Origin of the sequence: Flavobacterium sp. WG21, assembly GCF_000335775.1 — a bacterium.
Taxonomy (GTDB): domain Bacteria; phylum Bacteroidota; class Bacteroidia; order Flavobacteriales; family Flavobacteriaceae; genus Flavobacterium; species Flavobacterium tructae.
This window is the reverse complement of sequence record NZ_AMYW01000005.1, coordinates 207,240-226,653: the sequence shown is the minus strand read 5'-3', so window position 1 is coordinate 226,653 and position 19,414 is coordinate 207,240. Positions and strand designations below refer to the sequence as shown.

Genomic DNA, 19,414 nt, shown 5'->3' with positions numbered 1-19,414 from the left:
TTTTATTATTTTTTTGGAAGTTTATATAATACCATTGTTTGTCCGTTAGGTTTCTGTAGCACTCTTGCTTGTTCACCAGTCCTAGGGTTTTTACCAGTAAATGAATCAGCAGTTCTAACATGCCTAGGGTCTATTGCATCTGCTTTGTTATGAGCTGCATCATAATTTTTATAACCATCTGTTCCTGGTATTGCTGGTCCAGAAGGGGTTTGCGTTTCTTGAGCTCTTTTTCCTTCTTGATATCCTTCTAGAGTTTCGTGTAAAACACCTGTTCCTTCAGGAGTTCCTTCAAATTCATCAACTGCTTTAGCATAATCTGGATTAACAGTTTGGTTCGCAGTAGCAGTTCCGTCTCCATTGACAGTACTTCCATCAAAAGAACCTGAACTGGATAAATAATCGCCACTACCATCCATAATTTGAGGACCTAATGTTGAATTTAAATTAACTGTTACATTTTTATCTGTTGTAGCTGCTTTTAATTCTTTATCTGCTTTAGTTTTTGCTTCGCCTGTTGCAGTTACTTTTCCTTTATCATCCATTGTCAATTTTAAACTTGTGGACTTTTGTAATTGCGCTAATGTTTTATCTGCTCCTTGTCCTTTAATTATAACATCATTTGGAGCCATTCCATCAGGGTCAGTAAATCTCATCGGATTATCAAACGCATAGTTATATGGACTGTATCTTCTCATTTTCTCTGCTAACGGGTCAATATTACTCCAACCCGCTCTTGCTGGGTCGTAAAGTCTGCTTCCATAATCATACATCCCAAGCCCCAGTTCGTCTTGCAGCTCTTTTCCGTTATACTTATACTTATTATTACTAGGTACATAATCATTATACCCTGTGTGTTTTAACCCAAAAGGATAATAATTATTTTCTTCAATAATTTCAAGAACTTGCGTTACTGGATTTTTAGCATAGCTCAATCTTATGTTACCTAAATGATCTTTGTATTGGTACACATATTTTTTATATATGTCATCATAATACCCCTCTGCCGTAGGGAAAAACTGCAACATTGGTTGTGATGGCACATTCAGACTTGCCAACTGTTGACCAGAACGATTCGATTCTACCGGGGGATCTATTACAGGATCTGTACCATCAATAGGGGGATCTGTGTTTCCGGGATCATCCGGTACGTAGCCATCATTACTAATAACATAGCTATACTGGAAACCTGTTAGATACTCCGTATGAGTAATACTGCTGGCCTCTTTTACAGTTTTTTCCAGTTTTTGCCCCGTTGCGTTGTAAATATACTCAATTGACCCTGTTGTTCCAAATGCAATTTTCTTGGGTAAATTAAGCTGGTTGTAAAGTATCTCAGTGATGTTTTTGTTTTCGTCTTTGATCAAATTTCCATTTAGATCATAGGCATAATCATCTGCCGAATCATTAAATCCGTTACTATCATCTTTAAATCCTTGTAGTTGATTGCTAGTATCTGTCACTTTCATCAATCGATTGGAATTGGTCTCGTAGAAATACCCCAAAATATCCATATCACCTACATAAGGATTTGATGACACACCGGCCATATATTGTCGCTGTAGTTTGGTAATATTTCCGTTTTTATCATAATCCATACTTTCACCAAAATAATTTTTATTATCGGCTAAATCCGGAGTTTGATAAGTCGCCTCCGACAAACGATTCAATTGATCGTATCGATATCCGTAAAAACGCTTTCCCGGATCGGTTTTAGTTCTCCAAATGGTTTCGGCAATATTTCCGTTATAAAGTACTTTTGCATAGTTTGCATTTGCTTCTACTTTGTCATAATTAATCTTAAAGGCAAACAGATCTAACGGGTCGGTGTCTTGCTGCAGATTTTCCACCTTATTGATTCCGGTGAGCCACCCTCTGATGTTGTAGGTATACTGTACTTTCTGTAGAGGATTTGCGGCACTGTTCCCCACATCTTTTACACTCAATTGTCCCAAATCATCATAAGTATTGTTTGCCAAAACTTCAACGGTTCCGCCGTTGATTTGATGCGTATGGGTTAGTAAACGGTCCTGAGGCGAATAGGTGAATTCTTCTTTTATGTTGAGTTCTGTGTCTCCTGCCGTACGTTTGTGTTTGGTGACGGTATAGAGTGATTTTCCTGTAAAATCTAAACTACTGTTAGTATTAGTATAACCTCCCAGATGATTTTGGATTCGGGTACTTATGGCTCGGGCTTTACTGTCGTAAAAAGTGGTGGCGGTTTCTCCTAGTGTAGCTGATGCCGTAGTCAGAGCTCTTGTCCAGCTTCCGGTTACCAGACCTTTACTATTGTCTAAAACGGGTTGCGCTTCAATAGCAGTAGGTTTGGCAGGAGCATTGGGATAAGCATAGTCATCGTAATACGTTACGGTCAAGAGCTTAAAACCAGTTGGCGCAATAGTGTTACTGTAATATACCGAAATATTGTCTATGGTTCCTGAGGTCTGTTTGGTTTCAAACAAAACAGTAGCCGTATTTTGTTCGTCCTGCAATGTTTTTCTTATGCTCGATCCCAAAGGCTGACCGCTCCAGCCCGTATAAACAGGTCTGCTAAAGGCATCGTATTTGGTAATGAGCCAGCCTTCGGTGGTTTCGTCTTTAAAAGGCGAAAAAGCAGGTCCTGTTGCCACAGGGCGATCCAGTTTGTCATAGACAATATACTCCCATTGTTTTCCGGGCAATTTTTTCTCTACCAAACGATTGCGGTTGTCGTATTTGTACTGGTAACACAAACCGTTTAAAACCTCGTCACTAACTGCACCCGATACTTTTGGCGGCAGTACATAAGTCAAATTGCCATATACATCATAGACATAATAGGTATCGTGTCGGTTTCCTGACTCATAGGTTCTTTTTAAAATGACTTGTTCTTCTTTGTTTTTAAATTCAACGGTTGACCCCGAAGATTCACCTGGATTTGCAGTCGTATTCTCGTCGTAAGTTATCGTTTTGTACAACTCCTTAACAGGATAGGTTCCTAAGTCTGAAAGACTGATTTCGTATAAACCCTTACTGGCTTCCCAGGTTGCGATGGCTTTGTATGATTTTACAGCATCGGCAGAAATATTGGTTCCATAATCCAATTTAATTTCATGGTCGCTCCCTAACCCCCATGAAGTTCCCGGTGCGGCTTGTTTGACCACGCGATTCAAAGGGGAACGTTCAAACGACTTTTCAGAAAAAGGATTTGGAGTATTGTCGTATTTGCTGGTACCGTAAATTCCTTTTAAAGTAGTTATGACTGTAGTTGAGTCAATTCTGGGATAACTACTGCTCCCATTGGCAGCTGCATAAGGCAGATATTCTATGGCTTGTCGCCCAAAACGATCATATCCCATAGGGGTTATAATGTCTTTTCCGGCTGTTCCCTGACCAATGGCAATGGTTTGTATCGGACGGCCCAGTCCGTCAAAATAAGTCACATTCTGACTCATTTCGTCTTTGGTCAGCGTATTTAGTTTTGCGGCCTTAATCGGTTTTTTGGGAGCAAGCGTGTATACAAAGTTATCATCGCTGAGGGTCTGCGCTTTTACGCTCCAACTTGTCCATGACAACAATGCCAATATGAAGAAATATTTTTTCATATTAATACATTTTATGGTTTGAAAATTTATCATCCTTTATATTTTTTTTACAGACTAAATAGTAAAACAAAAAATTACAATTCGGATTGGTAATTTGAGTTCAATATTTATATGTGTAGCGATTAATCTGATTGTCTTTTTAATTAACCTTATACACCTATCATTAATAGCTGTTTGTGTTATTGTTCTTCTATAGCACCTTCATTACATTCTCCATTTCTATCGGCATAACCTTGTCCGTGTCTGTCAATCTCTTCGTCGGCTTGTCGATCTGCATCGGCCTGAGAGTATTGTGAACTGTATTTCTGTGCAGGAACACTATAAATCACTACTGTTCCATTCATCCCTGCAGGGCAATACGATCTTCTTATAGATCGTTGGGTATAAACATTATAAAACAAACATTGACCATTGGCATTAGCATTAGCTTTTCCTTCTGCGTTGAGTATTTCCAAAGCTGCACTATCCGCATGAGCCTGAGAGGTGTTTGATATTACTGTTCCTTCAGGTAAAGCATACCCTACATAGGTTCCAATTGCACCACTAACACAAGGGGCTTTCTGGAAAGAACCGCTTATAGCTCTACTTCTAAAAATACAATAGCCATTGACATTGGCATTGGCCCGACCTTCGTTTTGAAACCTGGTTCTTGCCTTATCGTCAACATCCGCCTGTGATGTATTATTTAACGTTACTGCTCCCAGAGGCAGACTATAATTAACAAAAGAACCTACTCCTCCAAACGAACAATCGCTTTTCTGAAAAGGCTGAGCTGCTATAGCCGCACTTTGAAATGCACAATCTCCATAAGCATTAGCATTCGCCCTACCTTCATCTTGAAACTTAGTCCACGCCTTTCCATCAACATCAGCCTGTGATGTATTAATTAACGTCACTGCTCCTACAGGTAAACTGTAATTTACATAAGAACCTAAGCCGCCAACTGTACAATTACTTTTTTGGAAAGCCTGAGGCGCTATAGCTGCACTCTGAAATGTACAATCGCCTTTAGCATTGGCATTGGCCCTACCTTCATCTTGAAACTTAGTCCACGCTTTACCATCAACATCAGCCTGTGATGCATTAATTAACGTTACTGCTCCTACAGGTAAACTGTAATTTACATAAGAACCCAAGCCGCCAACTGAACAATTATTTTTTTGGAAAGCCTGAGGCGCTATGGCTGCGCTCTGAAATGTACAGTCTCCTTTAGCATTCGCATTGGCCTTACCTTCGTCTTGAAACATAGTCCACGCTTTACCATCAACATCAGCCTGTGATGTATTAATTAACGTTACTGCTCCTACAGGTAAACTGTAATTTACATAAGAACCCAAGCCGCCAACTGTACAATTACTTTTTTGGAAAGCCTGAGGCGCTATGGCTGCGCTCTTAAATGTACAGTCTCCTTTAGCATTGGCATTGGCACGTCCTTCACTATTAAACTTCAATAATGCATTTGCATCAGCATCTTCCTGTGAAACAGTCGATGTTACAGCACCTGCAGCAAGACTATACAGAACATCTGATCCCACTCCTCCCAAACTGCAATTATCTTTTCTAAACGATCCACTTCTGGCCACACTTTTATAGAGGTAATCACTCGTTGAAGTATTATCGCTACAATCCGTCTGCTGCCCTTTATAATTGTAACAATATTTTTGTAGTATATTTAAATCCTGATCTTTTACAAATTTTAATCTGCCAAAGGAATCGTATTCATAGTATGAAGGAATTCCTTTTGGATCTGTTACACTGGTTACACCAACCAGTGGATTATAAGTGTAGGACGAAATAAAAGCATTTGGCAATGAACTTCTAACTGTCTTTAATTCCTCTCTTAATTTTTGTTCTGTACAATTATCTGACAAACAATTATCAATATCGGCATTAGAGAGTGTTTGCAAACTTGCTATTGTTCCGGACGGAATCAGGTTGTATGCCACATTTTCGATTTTGGCAATAGGCTGTGTTTTATTATATCCCCAAATAATCGATACCGGTATACCGCTCTCTAAAGTATATTGTAGAATATTTCCTTTGTCATCATACTGATCATAGGTCATCTTTTTATCTAAACTCAAATCGATAGAAGATGCTCCCTTATTTGCGTAAACAGATCTAGGCAACAATAAATTACCGGTTGCTGCGCTTTTGTCATAAACGATCTTTTGTTCGGATAGTTTAACCTCTTGTTTAAAAACTTGTGTATCCAAAACTTTTCCAATCATATTCTTAGCCATTAACTCATTTCTGAAGGGTTCTGATACCATTTCAGGATCTGAAGGATAAAAATATTTGATCTCAGTAGTCGCTTTAGTATCCGCTACCTCTTGTTTAGAAACTGTAGTGCTTTGTGAACTTAATTTTAAATGAGATGGATTATTGTATTTATATGTCGTTATGGTAGTTACGGGATTTGAACCCTTCACATCATATTGCGTATTTGATTCAGATTCCAGATAAAACCAGTACGAATTGGTCGTATACTTACTGATGTTCAAATGTTCAATATTTTTATAATTTGGACTAGTCAAATGATATAACGCATTGTATTTGATCTCAGTAGCCACTCCGGGTATTTTACGCGTGTATTGATCCTCGAGTTTATATTGGTTTTCAACTATGTTTAAATCATCTAAGTTTTTATTGAAAACCTTTTTTATATGCAGCAAACCATTTTTCCAGCTCAAATTAACCCAGGGAGCAGAGGTTAGATAACTGTCAAGACACAGATAAGGAGGAACATCCGCAGAGATATAGTACTGAAACTCTTCACCTCCATTTTCAAAATTTGGTCCTCCGTGGCTCACTGTTACATATTCATAAGTGGTAGAATTATTTCCCATTGATCGGTACAAAGGATAAATACTATTGGCATTAATATTTATAAATTTAGCCCATGTCTCAATATTCCAATAATTTGGAAGGCCTGTATTTTTATCACAAAATGCCCTCTGTTCACTAAAGCTTGTCAAGTTTATCGGAATCCCTTCTACTCCGGTTGAAGTAAAACGGCTTTCTTTTTTACCATAATAATAATGTTTAACATCGGCTTTGTTAGATGCCGTATCGAAACTGGTAATTTTTGCAATTCTTAATCCTGCTACAGGAATGTTGGCTTTAGATTCCACTCCGCCGCCTTTACAATAAGTGAAATTTACCTGCCCTGTGGTTTTAGCATCAGGAGAGAATGTAACAGATATTTTATAGGTATTGTTTTTAAGAAACGTATAGGGCAATTTTTTAGGTTTATTATGCTCATCAGCAGTAATCGGTAAAGAGCTAAGCTGTGGGTTAGTTAAATTTTCAACTTTAACAGTAAGCCATAATTCTCCCACCGGAAATGTACCCTCCGTGAATTCATAATCATTATAGAAAACTCTTGCCAGTATTTCGGTCTCATGATCTGCTTTACTTTCAAAAACAAATTCTCCTGTTTTTTGCTCCCGATCATAAAGCGGGTTATAAAACGGGATATTTTTTAGTTCAATTTCACAATCACTTATGACGGTTCCCCATACAGAATTAGCTTCGTATTCAAAATCATTGTAGCCTTTAGTAGGGTATACCACTCTTTTTAATATTCCCTTTTTAGCAAAGTCCACATAAGGGCGTTTATCTCCATATGATCTCCCCATAAGCGCATTTTTTACAAGATCAGTTTGTGGATAAAGATTTTTATGAATAACAGCATCGGGATAAGTGCCCGATTTACCGTTGTAGTATCCCCACAAGTCTCTCTGATCGGATAAGCGGGCAACCAGACCATTAGGATCATCATATTCAAAACCATACTTCTTTGAAGGATCTTTAAAAATACATTCTGTTAGAAAAATCCTTTTATCGACTGTAAAAAGATATTTAAAATCAGCTTTTTCAATTACATTTAGTTTTCCTGCATCAAAGACCTGAATTCCTTCTATTAAAAAATTCCCTATCAGGTTCGGATTCCCTTTTAATTGAAAAGACACGCTGCCATACTGAGATTCAGTACTACTGATGCTTTCTATTGTTTTCCCCATCACATTCAAATGGTTTTCACTACGATTTGATGAACCCTGAAAAGGGTGACTTAAACAATTTAACCCTTCACTTATCTTTATTCCGAATGACTCACTAATGTTGGAGATAAAACTATAATTAGAATCTTTATAGGTAAAGTTAACGACATCACCTTCGGGATGAATGATCTTAGTCAAATACCATCCTGTAGCAACAGTCTGCGGAGCTTCTACGTTTTCCCATGTACTATATTCTGTACTGGCAAATTGATACTCAACCCCGTCCTCTGTTGTTATCTTAAAACCGGATTTAATACTGGTTCCCAGTTTTTCAATCTTTAAATTATTCTGCGAAACTAATACTGCTTTACCATTATTGTCAAAAACAAACTGTCCGGATTGTCCCTGAAAATTATAGGAGTACATATCAGGCTGTGTATCATCAAACTGGTTATTCTCTATGTAGGCAAAAAAGTTATCAGAACAATACATATCTTCAGAAATGGAAGCTGTTCGTTCATCGTCATCCTTCCCTCTCACTATTCGATTAATAATTCCTCCGGTATTCAGATTCCATCCCAGACCCACATTGGTCTCCATCTGGTCTACCTGTATACCGTTTGAATTATAATTCAAACTAATAGGAATTGCAATATTTTTAGTTTTGTAAGTGTATAGGGGTACACTTATGTTGGGAGTACCGGTAAAGGTTCCTACATCGGCCTGACCGTACCTACCCAATTCATAAGCGGTTGGTGAAGGTGGTATAATTTGTGGCGCAGACTGAGCGTTATTTTGTGCAAATATTTCGAATGAAAAGAGCAAAAAAAACAGACAGCTTTTTATTTTTAAATTGTACATCTTTTATTTTAACTTATTTTATTGATTTAATCACTTTTACAGATTCTGTTTTCACATCTGTTCTGACTTTGATAATATAGATTCCTTCTGAGTATCCGCTCAAATTAACCGGTACGGTTCTGCTATTAATATCGAACTCCTGTAAGGTACGTCCGGTGATGTCGATCAGAGTGGCAGTACCTTCTTTAAAATCATAGCCAATGATGATGTTGGTATAGCTTGAAGCAGGATTAGGAATAGCCTCAATACTGGATTTTACTTTTTCCACTTTGGTTTTGTCTTTGAGCTTTACTACCCAAAAATCATTACCTCCCATACTACCGTTTTTATCTCTTGAGGCAGCCGAATTTGAAGTTCCTGCCATCAGATACCCTCCGTCTCTGGTCTCGATTAACTTCCTGAGGATATCTTCGCCGGCACTGCCTACGGTTTTGTTCCAGATTTCTTCTCCTTTATCGTCAATTTTCATCGCGATGTAATCGTTGATGCCTTCTTTTTCTTTACTGACGGAGTTAAGTGCTTTGGCCACAATCCCTTCGCGAGGACGTCTGCTTTCGCTTTGCGCATAACCGCCTATGAGATAACTTTGGTCGTTGTTTTCTACCAGAGAAGTGAGGATGTCTGTTTTTCCGAAATCATAGGTTTTACTCCATACAACGCCTCCGTCTTTATCGAGTTTCAGTATCCAATAATCAGTTCCATTCCCTACAATACCGCCCATAGTGGTCAGAGCATTTTTACTGTTGGAATTTCCTCCGGCAATATAACCGCCATCGGCAGTCTGATGAATGACATAAGGCTGATCGTCTCCTTCGGCTCCATAAGTATTTTGCCATTGAATTTCACCGGTATCTGTTATTTTAAGTACCCAGTAATCTCCGACTCCTTTGTTGTTCTCAGTTTTGTCACCTGAAACAGGAGAATTAGAATAGCCTGCCAAAATATAGCCGTTATCTGAGGTTTGTTCCATGCTTCTCAGCACATCGGTATAGGCTCCTCCATAGGTCTTTTGCCATTCGACATCTCCTTGTTTGTCCAGTTTAACAATCCAGTAGTCCATGTTACCACGGCATTTCTCTAATTTATTAAACTGATCTGCTTTTGTGGTGGGTTTAGGCATTCCGTTTGTAGCAGCGAGTGCATTCCCGGAATAATCCGAACTTGAGGAGCCTCCTAACATATAGCCTCCGTCTCTAGTTTGAAAAGCACATAAGAGTTCGTCTTTTCCTTTACCGCCAATAGTTCTTTGCCATTGTTCGCTACCCGAAGCATCTAATTTGATGACCCAAAAATCAGTAAGGCCTTTGCATTTTTCATTCTTTTGAAAACCTCTCCCCGAATCTGAAGTTCCTGCCAAAATGAAGCCTCCGTCTTTTGTATTTTTAATACTCTGAAGCAAATCAAATCCGCTTCCGCCTATACTTTTTTGCCAGACCAGCTCTCCTTTTTCACTCATTTTCCAGATCCAATAATCCAGATCCCCATGATTGTCATCGTCTTTATTTCCGGTTTTATTAGACAAAGAGCTGCCTGCCAGAATAAAACCATAATCGGCTGTGGGCTGTGCGTCAAACAAATAATCGGCATGCTGCCCTCCATATGATTTTTCCCAAAGGATGTCCTGAGAATGCATAAAGAAGGGGAAGATCAAAAAAAGTAACAGGTAACGTTTTTTCATAAAATATGCTGGTTTAGTCTTTTCGAAAATTGTATTGCGGGGCCAAAACTAATACACTATCTATTACAATCTTTACGGCTTTCCACATTCCATTAATATTTATTCAAAAATTATCACAATAAAATAAACTATTACCAGCAAAATCAACAACTGGCAGCATAATGTACCAAATAGCTACATTTAGGTAACACTCGGTGATCTAACAAGAAAAATTTTACGTGTTAACTACTAAATTCTAAACAACAGGAAAATTTTATAGCGCTTTAAGGTCTTTTTATCCCACAAAAAAAGTGCAATGATCAAAAATCATTGCACTTTTTAAACCGTAACGCTCTACAGCACTACACTATCTCTTAAATTATTTACTGCTTGTTGAAATTTACATAAATTTACTCTTTATGATGCGGACAGCCGGAAGCCTCCCCGGAGGATCCCATTTTATAAGTTCCCGGGAATTGTTCTTCTATTAATCGTTTCTGATCAGGTGATACATCTTCCATTTTACGCAGTGTATTGACTTGTATGTGTGGCCAACTCGTAGTACCGCCATCATCTCCGAAATCAAACTCGAAAAATATGACCTGTTCGTATTGCAACTGAAGAATTTCTTTTTTGTTTTCGACAACAGTTTCAATCCACATTCTCATGTTCATTTCGACCGTAGGAACAAAACGATTGACAAACGGAACATTTAATATCCCTCCCTGTGCTCCGGTTTTATTTTTAGAGGACATCTCGATCACTACATGGTTTTTTACCACATCACTTTTAAGCGTATCACGAAGACGTAAATCAGGCCGTACCGAATAAGGATATAAATGATGGGCTAATATTCGCTGAGTATAGATTTTATTTTCACGTTCATCGTTTTTATCATCCAATGTCTCAAATACCCAAGGTGGTGGAGGTGCATCCAGATTTATAGGCTCATTGCTGGCATCTGCTCCTCCCATTGTTTGCGAAATAGCAAGATGTTTATAGTCCCAGGCCGCAAACCCTTCCGGGTACTGTGGAGCACCATTAATCAAATAACCTGATTTATTTGGCTTTAAATCTCCCAGCAATGTAATTGTACTTCCGTGCGGAATTACACCACTTCTCGAAATCGAATAATCGGGTATAAAATAAGGTCCGGTCTGCCCCGCTCCCGCTTTAAGTTCTTTTGAAGCGATAATCTCGTAATATTTTCTTCCGTTTAAGTTTTCCAGCGTTACATATTCTTTGTTTCCCTGATCGTCCTTGATTAAAAACAGGGTTTCATCCTGATAACCGCTTTTGTATAAATCTTTATTTGGATTGTTGGGTGATATGGCATGAATACCACGGTCTTCACTAATCGTTTTTTCTGTTGCCGCATAGTTAAAGACATCACTCAGCCACAAGTACATCCCGTTCTCCTCGTGAATTGGGGTGTATTGCAAAGCGTCCTGACCATTTACACGGTTTACACTTTTAATGCTTTGTTCGTACTTCACTGCTCCGCAAAATTGCTCGTTTGCACCGCCACGGTTTCGAACGCCACCCGGTACCAGATTAAAAGTAAGTTTTTCGATGTATTCTTCGCACTCAAAACTGTATTTTCCGGGAATGGTTCCTGCGTTGGTTCCCGGCGAAGGCATGATGGTGGTATGTATACCACTGCCGATGAGTTTTTTCTGGCTCTGATTGTCACTGTTATTATTGTAGCTCACCCAGGTACCTTCTAATACCTGTAAAATGCCATAATCTACATTTTTTACAATTTTTTGAAGGTCTTCTTCATAAAAAGGTCTGATCGGATCTTCAATTAGAACTTTTTGATATCCGGACATCAATTGATCCAATACACCATTCTCTTCCTGAAGTGCTTCGACTATGGCCTCATTTGCCTGTTGAGCGAAACCAGTGGTCAGCTGATTTAAATTCCCTTCTTCATCAGGGTTTTTACGTTTTAACATGATAAACTTTTTTTAGCGTTAATAACTTGTACAATCAAAGTAACCTAATTTATGGTGATTGCTTACCAGTATTAATACCCGTTTTATACTGCAAAAACAAAAAAACCTCCAAAATCAAATGACTTTGGAGGTTTCTATTTTTTATAGGAATAAGATCCTGCTATTCTTAGTTCATGATATCGTTGAACTCATGTAATGATTTCAATGTGCTTTCGTAGAATAAAATTGCAGCAATTAAATTTCCTTTATCTGAGTAAGGCATCATTTTTCTTTGAAACTCTACAGTAGTATCTAAAAATACTGTTGTTCCTTCTGCCTGACCGTCTAACACTTTTTTGTGCTCACTATCGTCCGGAATACCTAAGTCTGCCATAGTAACACCTGGTTTAGTAACCAAAGCGATATAAGGAAGTGTTTTTACTAAAACTTTAATACGCTCGATGTATAATTCCAAAAGCTCCCCTTTTTGCATACCGCTCAATTCTTTTTGATCATGGTATTTGCGGATAATTGCTGTTGTACTGATTATACTTCTTGGAGCATTTTTTGCCTGTGCTGAAATAGCTCCAGTTGCAAAAAAGAAAAAGAAACTTACTAGAATTATTTTACTTTTCATTTTACTAATGTAATTGGTTGTTTGAGGAACACAAAAGTATACAAATTAACTTAAGCCGCAACTTTAATGATTCCTTTTTTTTTAAAAAAATTAACATTTTATTTTATGTCAATCTATAAGACAATTCTGAGGTACTGGAGAGCACATTTCCGGAATTTAATGCTTGTTCGTTTTTTGATGGAAATGCCCATATTTCTCAGTAAATCTTTGCGTCTGCTTAGGATTTAATGACTCTAAAACGTCCCGGATACTTGATCCAGATGCTTTTTTTATTGCCATAATAGTCCATGAAATCTTCACAAACAAAAACCGCATGTGCAGTAGACCACGCCACAACTCCGCAATATTCGCTTCCGGATTGTCGTTTTAACTTTAATACTTGTTTGCCTTCTTTGAATCCTAAATATTTGTAAATGGTAGGTGTATATACGGAACCATCTTCTAAATCTTCTAATGCTTTATCAAAAGTATCGACCTTATCAATAATTTGTTTGTATTTTGCCATTACGGCATAGGTCAGTATCGCATAATCGGTAATTTTTTCACTTTCGGGATTGTCCTTAATATAGATAAAGCCGGCTGATACTTTAGCTTTACTGATTTCATCTTCTTGCAGATTGAATGACGCATTATTTTTTAAAGTGATTCTATGAGTGTTTTCACCTGTCTTTTCGTTTACAAAAAGATTGTCTAATCCGTAGACATTTAAAGAGGCTTTAATAAAGGCAATCGACGAACAATTGGTCCGTTCTCCCTGTTTAAAACTTTCGAATATTTTATCTGAGCTTAACTGTGAATAAGAATTTGAGTAGACAAATATTAAAAATAAAAATAGTGAAGTAACCGCTTTCATTGTCTTAGTATTTTATAATTAATCCCAATCCATTTTTGGGCATATATTGATTCTACAAATCTATAAAAATCAACGTAAAATTGTTTTTTACTTCTTAGTTTTTATCAAAAAATGTTGCGAATACTCTAAGTAAATCCTTTTGAAAGGGTTACGATTGCATTAACTTAAAACTTTTCTGTTTTCTGAAAAATGAAACAGACTTGTTTTTTGTTTCTGATGGCTTTAACTCTAAATTTATAACTTTCACCCCTTTTGTACTCTTATAAAAAACGACGCAATACCTTCTATCAACGTTCGATATCCGTTTCTTTTTTCAATTGCAACTACTTCTCTTTCTTTTTTATCAAAAATGATCCTGATCATCTTTCCGCAAACAAGTATAAACACCTGTTTTTAAACATGTTAAAACAAAAATAGTGTTTTTTAGCTAACTTTATACTATCTAAATCCAACTAATCCGTTGAATCGAACTCAACTCTAACCAACTATAATTATGGCAACAACAGTACCCCCTGACAAAAAAAGCAATTACGAAAAGTTGTTTGCATCCTGCATCATAAAAGAAGCCAGATATCCTGAAATTGATGCATTGGTCGCTAAAATAGTTTCAAACAAAAGCAGGTATCAATCTGTTGGTGATCCTTTAAATATTCCGTGGTACATGATTTCTATTATACATTGTATGGAAGGAAGTCTGAACTTTACTACTCATTTGCACAATGGCGACCCGCTTACTAAGCGTACGGTTAACGTTCCTGCAGGCCGTCCGAAAGCAGGAAATCCTCCTTTTACCTGGGAAGTGAGCGCAAATGATGCCTTGATTTACGACAAGTTAAATTCATGGACAGACTGGAGCATTGCCGGAATTCTATACCGACTTGAATTATTTAACGGATTGGGATATTACAAGCAGGGAATTAACTCACCTTATTTATGGAGTTATTCCAATCAGTACACTAAAGGCAAATATGTTCAGGACGGTAAATATGATCCCAATGCGGTCTCCAAACAATGTGGTGCCGCTGTTCTGTTTCGCCGTATGATGGAACAGCACCTAATTACACTGCCCAACACGCATATTGTAGAACAAATCATAGCGCAGGGAAACAAAACGATGTATTATTCCGGAAAGGTTACAAACGAAGCTGTCGAGCTTCAAAAACTTCTTAATAGTGCAGGAAGTGTTATTAGAATTGACGGGAAAGCAGGAGAAAGAACTTCAACCGAATATTTTAAATTTAGCAAAACTTATTTAAAAGGAGATCCAAGAAGAGTTTAACAGGCAAAGTAAATACAATCATGATTCCGAATGTTTTTTCAAAATATTGCTTTTTGATAAAGCTTTAATTTTTTAAACTAAGTTCTATCCTAAAAATGATTATCATAACCTGAAACTTGTTAATTTTATCTCAAAAAAACATATGAAAAACTACGTAACACTACTGCTTGCTGCAATTGCTCTATTTTTTACTTCCTGTAACGCTACAAAGGATACTACAAAAAATACTGCTCTTTTTGACACTACCTGGGAGCTGGAATATATTTCGGGTCCAAGAATTGCTTTTGAGGGTTTGTATCCCAACAAAAAACCTTTTATCAAGTTTGACCAGAATACCGGTCAGGTTTTTGGAAATGCGGGCTGTAATGGGTACAGTGCTCCTTATACTTTAAAGGGGAAAACGATCAGCTTTGGCGAACAGGGACCTACCACGATGATGTTTTGCGAAGGTGGCGGTGAGCAGACTTTTACTGAAATGATCCGAAAAATCTCCTCTTATTCTATTGATAAAGAAGGCAAACTAAACTTATTGCTTAACGATGTTCCGATGATGCGTTTTAAAAGAAAGTAGTTCAGTAACTTCTTGATTCATCCAAATCTTAATTAAAACAGCTACACTTTTATCGGATTTTAAAAAAAGGATTTTATTAAAGTCCTTTTTTTATACCTTCAAATTACGGCATAAAAAAACATCTGACATAACTATTTATATGTCAGATGTAGTCACAAATCAACCTTCAATTAAAATTTTTACTTTCCCGGATAGACAATATTATCGTTCTCTTGTACGGTATAGGAAAAGGTATCTGCTTCACAAAGCCTGAAATAACCAAAAGCAAAATTATTGGCATTTGTCGTGTTTACAATATTACCTCTTATATTTCCGGGAGGAATAGAAAAAGGACTTCCTCCATATATCTCTAAAATCAAACTCATATAGTTGTAAAAATTCTTAGAAATACCTCGATTTATAACCGAAAGACTTTTTCCCGGTTTCAAATCGGGATGTGAGAATCTTGGATATATTTCATTTCCATTAAACAATTCATCATCTAACAGCGTGTATGAAGGAAGACGAAAAACATCACTTTTATAATCTGTAAGATAAAAATTGGCCTGATCCGCCGGGTCTTTAAAATAAAATGATATCTCATACAGATCGTCTCCGGCTACATCGGGAACGCGTTTCTGTTCTATTCTATCAATAGGTGCTACTGAAATTAACTTTTCGGCAGCCGTAAAAGTTTGCCCTTCTGCTTCTACAGAAAGCACATAATCCATGTTGATAACAGGTACAAAATTAGTACATACATAAAGTCCCGGTCCTGTTTCATTAAAAGTAAAGACATCTCCTTTGCTATTGGTCACTTTTACTTTAGCTCCTGAGACTTTTGGAGTTTTATCGTTGTAATAAGGAGCTGTTTTACTCACCTTGATGACCTGCTCACTGCCGGACGTTCCTTTTTTCCAGATAATCTCGGCGTCTACTACGATTCTCGTTTCTCCGGTTTCTAAATCAAGTTTTACCACATCATCACAAGAGGAGAAAAACAGTACCAAAACAAAACCTAAAATAGCTATTGAATTCTTCTTTATCGTTTTTATATCAATCCTTTGCATATTCATTAAAATTTAAAATTATAAGAAACTCCCGGTACTACTCCAAAAATAGAAAGCCTTTTAGTCTCATTCATCCCTGTGTCTTCATTTGTTGCAAAAGTCATCGCAGCTGCATTTTTTCGGTTGTAAACATTATAAAGACTAAATACCCAGTAGCTCTGCCATCCTTTCTTTTTATCCGGCTTTGGCGTATAAGTTGCTGCCAGATCCAGATGGTGGAAAAGTGGCAATCTGTTTTCATTTCTTAAGGAGAAGTTTGGAACATTAATACCTCCAAACTCATAATACCCATTGGCATAGGTTACTGGCTGGCCTGACTGCAAACTGAAATTGGCATTAAAAGACCATTTTTTATTGTATTCATAATTCCCCACAACACTCAAATTGTGCAGTTTATCGTAGCCTGATAAGTACCATTTACCATTTGCAACTCCTGGTTCTTCCGGTGTTCTTCCAGGTGTTTTTTGTTCAGCTCTGGATAAGGTATAAGAAACCCAACCGGTTAATGCTCCCGTATTTTTTCGCAACATTAATTCCATACCATAAGATCTTGCTTTACCATTCAAAATCACCTGTTCTATATTGTTATTGGCCAAAATATCGGCTCCGTCTATATAATCAATACGGTTTTTGATTTTTTTGTAGAACAACTCTCCTTCGAAAGAGTATTCATTATCTTTAAAGTTCTGAAAATAACCTACCGCAAACTGATCCAAAAGCTGCGGTTTTGTAAAAGGACCGCTTGGTGTCCAAATCGTGGTTGGCAAAGGAAACTGCGTATTCGACAACATGTGAATGTACTGTGCCATTCGGTTGTAACTCGCTTTTACCGAAGTAGTCTCATTAAAAGCATACGATACTGCAGCACGCGGTTCGAAATTATCAAACTTACTGATGGTTGCTCCTTTTTTATAAGTGATACTCCCCGTTGGAGTTCCTTCTTCGTAAATTTTATACAACGGATTGTAAACTACTGCTTTCCCATCTTCATAGGTATTGATTTCTTCCCCTCCTAAACGGTAAAACATACTGTAACGAAGCCCGTATCGAAGGTTCAGTTTCTCTGTAAACTGATGCTCAAAGTCCAGATAAACAGAAGACTCAAAAGCATACTTTTTATCCAACTGTTTGTAATTAAACTGCGAAGTTGTATTGGTAGGCTTTACGGTTCCGGGATTAAAATCGTAATACTGCCCTTCTATTCCGTAATTCAATTTTAATTTTTCTGATACAGTCTGACTCCAGCCATATTTAAGCCCATAAGTCTGAATATTATTGTTCCATTTAAAACCTTCTCTATCCAGATCCAGATTAAACTTATAATCACTAAAATAAACGGACAAGTTGGTATTTAAATTCTCAGAAAACTTATGCTTCCAGCTTAAAATACCCATTGTATTTCCGTAAGTACTGTTAAAAAGATTATTCAGATTAAAAAGGTCGTTTCCAAAATACCCTGAAAAAGACAGTGTATTGTTGGCTCCTAAACGATAATTGAACTTCGCATTTAAATCATAAAACATCACGGAATTCTTACTATCAGCCAGTTTCATGAATAAATGGGCATACGAAGCACGTCCTGCAATGATAAAAGATCCTTTTTCTTTTTGAATAGGTCCCTGCACCAACAAGCGGCTTGAGATTAAACCGATACCTCCGTTAACTTTGTACTTTTCAAAATCCCCGGTTTGCTGTGTGATATCCAGAACAGAAGAAACTCGTCCTCCATATTTAGAAGGAATTCCTCCTTTGTATAAATCTAATCCATTCACAATATCAGGATTAAAAATCGAGAAAAAACCAAACATATGAGAATCAGCATAAACCGGACCGCCATCTACCAAAATCAGATTTTGATCGGCTGCACCACCACGAACATTAAAACCAGACGAAAGTTCTCCGGCGTTGGTCACTCCGGGTAATGTTAATATCGATTTTAATGGATCGGCTTCTCCCATGGCTACAGGAATTCGTTTGATCTCGGCCATCGAAAGTTTGTTTACACTCATTTGAGTATTTTTAACATCCACTGCCTTATTGGTGGTTACGACTACCTGCTCCAGCTCATGACTGTCGGAATCCATATAAAAATTGATTCTTGAATCGTCAGAAACTACAATTTGTTTTTCGTTGTTTTTCAAGCCCAAATAACTGATCAATACGGTGTAATTTCCTTTGTCCAGTGTTATCGAAAATTTCCCGTCTGCATCTGTTGTAGCACCGGTAGAAAGTTCTTTTATGAAAATATTTGCTCCAATAACCGGCTGCTTGTTCTCGTCGAAAACCTGACCGCTCAGCTTATTTTTTTTTTAGGTGCCTTGGTTACTTTTTGCTTTACAAAAATATTATTGCCAACGATAGAAAACTGAACCGCTGCACTTTTATTAAGTTCATTAACCAATTCTTTTACGCTAATATTTTTATAAGTCTTTGTTTCGGTAAAATACTTTTGATTGGTATTGATTTGGTCTGTATGTGCAAATTTGAAATCACTCTGGCTTTCAATTTGCTTAAAGAATTCTTTTAGTGTTACTGATTTATCAACAGTTATGGTTACGTTTTGAGAAAACACTCCCCAGCTGAATAAAAAAAAGCACGCTGAAATTATATGCTTCATGAAATTTTGTATTTTTGATATTATTAAATGTGATAGTTTCCTGCTATCCTGATCATGAGGAGGATGTTTAGTTTCGCGGCTAGTGCATCCTTTTTTCTTTTCTATTGAAAAGTAATTACTTTTAATTCTTCATTTATTTCAAAGTTTAGGTTATACATTTTAGATATTAATTGAATTGTTCTTTTAAAATCCTCTTTTTTATTAATTCGTATGGTAATACGATGGTCATAATATTCCTTTGGGAATTTCAATGTATAACAAAAACATGCTGAAATGATATGTTTCATAAAATTTTATATTTTTGAACATTATTAAACTGGATAATTCTTATTATCCTGACCATGAGAAGGATGTTTAGTTTCGCGGCT

Annotated in this window: 11 protein-coding genes; 2 read left to right on the top strand and 9 right to left on the bottom strand. The window is 37.1% G+C overall.

Annotation, left to right across the window (positions count from 1 at the left end):
• Positions 1–5 precede the first annotated feature (5 nt).
• From C245_RS24515 to C245_RS0106265, 6 genes are all read right to left on the bottom strand, one after another.
• Positions 6–3,581, bottom strand: a complete 3,576-nt coding sequence (locus tag C245_RS24515; protein WP_017495734.1) for a DUF6443 domain-containing protein — start codon at positions 3,579–3,581, stop codon at positions 6–8.
• 179 nt (positions 3,582–3,760) lie between these two features.
• Positions 3,761–8,446, bottom strand: coding sequence for a DUF5977 domain-containing protein (locus C245_RS0106285; RefSeq protein ID WP_017495733.1), 4,686 nt, complete (start codon positions 8,444–8,446; stop codon positions 3,761–3,763).
• A gap of 13 nt (positions 8,447–8,459) precedes the next feature.
• The gene (locus tag C245_RS0106280) at positions 8,460–10,124 is read right to left on the bottom strand and encodes a T9SS type A sorting domain-containing protein (RefSeq protein WP_017495732.1); all 1,665 of its coding nucleotides are present in this window, start codon (positions 10,122–10,124) and stop codon (positions 8,460–8,462) included.
• Between the two features lie 389 nt (positions 10,125–10,513).
• Positions 10,514–12,061, bottom strand: a complete 1,548-nt coding sequence (locus C245_RS0106275) for a peroxidase, FMP-type (protein WP_017495731.1) — start codon at positions 12,059–12,061, stop codon at positions 10,514–10,516.
• A gap of 166 nt (positions 12,062–12,227) precedes the next feature.
• Positions 12,228–12,677 (bottom strand): hypothetical protein, encoded by a 450-nt coding sequence (locus C245_RS0106270; protein WP_017495730.1) that lies wholly within the window; start codon positions 12,675–12,677, stop codon positions 12,228–12,230.
• 217 nt (positions 12,678–12,894) lie between these two features.
• On the bottom strand, positions 12,895–13,530 hold the full coding sequence (locus C245_RS0106265; protein ID WP_017495729.1) for a hypothetical protein: 636 nt from the start codon (positions 13,528–13,530) through the stop codon (positions 12,895–12,897).
• A 493-nt stretch (positions 13,531–14,023) separates the two neighbouring features.
• Here C245_RS0106265 and C245_RS0106255 point away from each other — a divergent pair, with 493 nt between their 5' ends.
• Complete coding sequence (locus C245_RS0106255; RefSeq protein WP_017495727.1) at positions 14,024–14,809, top strand: hypothetical protein; 786 nt, start codon at positions 14,024–14,026, stop codon at positions 14,807–14,809.
• A gap of 142 nt (positions 14,810–14,951) precedes the next feature.
• The gene (locus tag C245_RS0106250) at positions 14,952–15,380 is read left to right on the top strand and encodes an META domain-containing protein (protein ID WP_017495726.1); all 429 of its coding nucleotides are present in this window, start codon (positions 14,952–14,954) and stop codon (positions 15,378–15,380) included.
• 179 nt (positions 15,381–15,559) lie between these two features.
• Here C245_RS0106250 and C245_RS0106245 read toward each other — a convergent pair whose 3' ends face one another.
• From C245_RS0106245 to C245_RS24510, 3 genes are read right to left on the bottom strand one after another with little or no spacing between them, the layout of a single operon-like run.
• Positions 15,560–16,429, bottom strand: a complete 870-nt coding sequence (locus tag C245_RS0106245; RefSeq protein WP_035746333.1) for a DUF4249 domain-containing protein — start codon at positions 16,427–16,429, stop codon at positions 15,560–15,562.
• 5 nt (positions 16,430–16,434) lie between these two features.
• The gene (locus tag C245_RS22760; protein ID WP_232424335.1) at positions 16,435–18,669 is read right to left on the bottom strand and encodes a TonB-dependent receptor; all 2,235 of its coding nucleotides are present in this window, start codon (positions 18,667–18,669) and stop codon (positions 16,435–16,437) included.
• A gap of 53 nt (positions 18,670–18,722) precedes the next feature.
• Positions 18,723–19,046, bottom strand: coding sequence for a hypothetical protein (locus tag C245_RS24510; RefSeq protein ID WP_232424333.1), 324 nt, complete (start codon positions 19,044–19,046; stop codon positions 18,723–18,725).
• Between the last annotated feature and the right edge of the window lie 368 nt (positions 19,047–19,414).

Excerpts from the sequence above, each read along its gene's own strand:
- C245_RS24515 (WP_017495734.1), bottom strand. The coding sequence starts at position 3,581 with ATGAAAAAATATTTCTTCATATTGGCATTGTTGTCATGGACAAGTTGG.
- C245_RS0106285 (WP_017495733.1), bottom strand. The coding sequence starts at position 8,446 with ATGTACAATTTAAAAATAAAAAGCTGTCTGTTTTTTTTGCTCTTTTCA.
- C245_RS0106280 (WP_017495732.1), bottom strand. The coding sequence starts at position 10,124 with ATGAAAAAACGTTACCTGTTACTTTTTTTGATCTTCCCCTTCTTTATG.
- C245_RS0106275 (WP_017495731.1), bottom strand. The coding sequence starts at position 12,061 with ATGTTAAAACGTAAAAACCCTGATGAAGAAGGGAATTTAAATCAGCTG.
- C245_RS0106270 (WP_017495730.1), bottom strand. The coding sequence starts at position 12,677 with ATGAAAAGTAAAATAATTCTAGTAAGTTTCTTTTTCTTTTTTGCAACT.
- C245_RS0106265 (WP_017495729.1), bottom strand. The coding sequence starts at position 13,530 with ATGAAAGCGGTTACTTCACTATTTTTATTTTTAATATTTGTCTACTCA.
- C245_RS0106255 (WP_017495727.1), top strand. The coding sequence starts at position 14,024 with ATGGCAACAACAGTACCCCCTGACAAAAAAAGCAATTACGAAAAGTTG.
- C245_RS0106250 (WP_017495726.1), top strand. The coding sequence starts at position 14,952 with ATGAAAAACTACGTAACACTACTGCTTGCTGCAATTGCTCTATTTTTT.
- C245_RS0106245 (WP_035746333.1), bottom strand. The coding sequence starts at position 16,429 with ATGCAAAGGATTGATATAAAAACGATAAAGAAGAATTCAATAGCTATT.
- C245_RS24510 (WP_232424333.1), bottom strand. The coding sequence starts at position 19,046 with ATGAAGCATATAATTTCAGCGTGCTTTTTTTTATTCAGCTGGGGAGTG.